Here is a 2,812-nt window from a genome sequence, read left to right on the forward strand (position 1 = left end):
ATTTTGGTAGTTTTTTTTATATTTATCAATAATAAAACGAAGTTGTCTTTTGTATTTATTTCTATAAACTGCTTTACCTAGTTTCTTTCCAACAGATATACCAAACCTATAATAATCAAGTCCATTATCATTATAGTAAATAACATAACTCTTATTTTTTACATAATCACAATTATGTATTATATTTGAAAAATCCTCACTTTTTTTTACAGTATGCAATTTATCCATACAAAATCACCTCAACAAACAAAAAAGCCACTGAATACAGTGGAATTTTAAACTAATTTTTTACTAATTTAAACTACTTTTAAAGTAATTTTAAACTACTTTTTAAAAATAAATTTACTAATTTTAAACTAATTTAAAACTACTTTTAATCTAATTTTAAACTAATCTTAAAACCCTCTTAAACTACTTTAAAATAATTTTAAACTAATTTAAAACTAATTTTAAACTAATTTAATCTAAAAATTTTAAAAAAAACATTTTTACTCTCTTTTAAAGAAATAAATAAAAAACAAAATAATTGATAAAAAAGTTAAAAAAATTATAAAAAAAGTTAAGAAAATTATAAAAGAAGTTAAAAAAAATAAATAAAAAAATAAAAAATAAAAACAATAATTATGAATAAATTAACTCAAAATTAGTCGAATTTATGCCATAATCATTAGAAATCCTATTTAATTTCTCTAAAATAGCTTTATTCTCTTCCAAATTAAATTCCAGATGAAGATTAATCTTTGCAGTCAAGACATTTTCTATTCCATCAATTGACCAAAGATGAAATTCATCCAATGAATCCACTCCATCCACAGCCAATAAGTCTCTTTTTAAATCTTCAACATTAATTTCAAATGGAATAGCCTGCAATAAAACCTTGGCACTTGCTATAAATGTTTTAGACAAGTTATAAATAACCCAAAGACTTACAAGAATAGAAGCAATCGGATCCAAAATAGGAAGATTGACAAATAGCATTATGACTGCAATTATCAAAAGAGCTATCCATTGAAAGACATCTCCAAACATGTGAATTGATATTGCCCTTTCGTTAAAGGTTTTTCCACTATGCAATTTAAAAAGTGATGCTCCCTTGAATATAATTCCTAAAATAGCTATAAAAATCATCCCAGAAGCATCAGGAGTCTCTACAATAAATAAACGATTGATAGCCTGATAAACAACTGCAAAAGATGCTAAAATAACTATGGTTGAATTAAATAAAGCTCCAAAAATTGAAAATCTTTGAAAACCATAAGTAAAACTGCTGGTGGACTCCTTTCCAGACAATTTTTCCAAAACCCATGCAATGACAATGGAAAACGTATCACTTAAATCATGCAATGCATCTGAAATGATGGCTACACTGTTTGTTATGATACCTCCTGAAATAACAACTATATTGAATAATAAATTAAAAATCAGTGCATAAGAGAGATTTTCACTTGCCTTCTTGTGCACTTCACCATAATTGTGTGAATGGATTGAATCACTTGAATTGTTTTTATTGTTCATTTCTAAATAATTCCCCCAAAATAAATTTTAAATTTCTAATAAAACTACAAAAAACCCCAAATCCAGAAAAAATCTTAACTGAATTAATATTAATTATATTCATTATCCATAATAAATTTTAGTAAAATAAAAAAATTGATTGAAAATAAATCATTTAAATTAATTGAAATATTAAAAAAGTAGTTAATAATGGAAAAATAAAAAAAAGACATGATTAGCTAATTAAAAATACTTAAAATAAAATTTAAACTTTAATTAAATATTAAAAAACTAATTAATAAATGAAAAATGAAAAAAACATGATTAGCTAATTAAAAATACTTAAAAAAAAATTTAAACTAAAAAAATAAAAAGTTTAAGAAATAATTAAATAAAAATTAGCAATATTATTTCTTATAAGGGCCAAAAAGCTTTAATTTATCACTTGCTATTAAAGATGCAAAGTTTCCAGCCTCTTTTAGACTTTTTCCATTTAAAATAGCGGAAATGAAAGCTGCCATATAAGTGTCTCCACAGCCTGTTGCATCTAGAATTTTATCACATTTAACAGGATTTATTTTACAGTTAATATCCTTTAAATCATTTTTTATCCTAGAACCTTTACTTCCATTGGTAATAATCAAAAATTGTGACTTGAAAAGGTCCAAATAATCCTCAATGATTTTAAATTCAATTTCATCTAAAAAAATGGAATCTGAACAGGCTAATGAATTTAAAATTTCAGAGACTCCAAGTTTTAGAGATCCATTTTCCTCACTTATTCTTAAAAATCCCTGAAGGGAAATATAGATTGGAACATCAAATGAATTAAGATAATCGATTGTTTCACTTGAAAAGTCATGAATGTTTAATGGATTTAATACAAATGCATCTATGTTAATATCACTTAAAATAGGCTCCAAATCCCCCCTTGATATTGATATATTTGCAAAATTGGTCTTTTGATACCTAATATCAAGATTGTTTGAATCAGGATACTCATTTACAAAATAATGAGTATCTTCCTTTAAAATAAGTTTAAGCTTGGACTTATCTGGAAATTCATCCAGCAAATCATTTTTTGAAGCATTTACAATAGCTATATAATCATTGTAGAATTCTTCAAAAACAAAACTTTGAAAATAAGTGGCTCCACCAACTTTAGAGCTTTCTTTATCTCCAATAATGATTAAATCCTCACAAACAGGTCCAATTAAAACAAGAGTCATAACAATCAATCTTTTTCAAATAAATAAAAATAAAAATAAAATTCATGAAATTTTAATAAAATTCTTTAAAATAAAAATTAATGAAAACT

General features: G+C 24.1%; 3 protein-coding genes. All 3 read right to left on the reverse strand.

Annotated features, from left to right (window positions below; translation table 11 throughout):
- On the reverse strand, positions 1-228 hold a 228-nt coding region (rnpA, locus tag Q0138_RS06110), incomplete at its 3' end, for a ribonuclease P protein component (RefSeq protein ID WP_297982099.1).
- Between the two features lie 393 nt (positions 229-621).
- Positions 622-1,515: a cation diffusion facilitator family transporter gene (locus tag Q0138_RS06115; RefSeq protein WP_297982101.1), complete on the reverse strand. Its 894-nt coding sequence runs from the start codon at positions 1,513-1,515 to the stop codon at positions 622-624.
- A 386-nt stretch (positions 1,516-1,901) separates the two neighbouring features.
- Positions 1,902-2,723 carry a PfkB family carbohydrate kinase gene (locus tag Q0138_RS06120; protein ID WP_297982103.1) on the reverse strand — a complete coding sequence of 274 codons (822 nt, stop codon included), beginning with the start codon at positions 2,721-2,723 and terminating at the stop codon, positions 1,902-1,904.
- Positions 2,724-2,812 lie beyond the last annotated feature (89 nt).

The sequence above is a fragment of the uncultured Methanobrevibacter sp. genome, from assembly GCF_937906425.1.
GTDB lineage: Archaea > Methanobacteriota > Methanobacteria > Methanobacteriales > Methanobacteriaceae > Methanobrevibacter.

What these genes read in the sequence shown, in the direction of transcription:
- Q0138_RS06120 (WP_297982103.1), bottom strand. Translation starts at nt 2,723, where the DNA reads ATGACTCTTGTTTTAATTGGACCTGTTTGTGAGGATTTAATCATTATT.
- Q0138_RS06115 (WP_297982101.1), bottom strand. Translation starts at nt 1,515, where the DNA reads ATGAACAATAAAAACAATTCAAGTGATTCAATCCATTCACACAATTAT.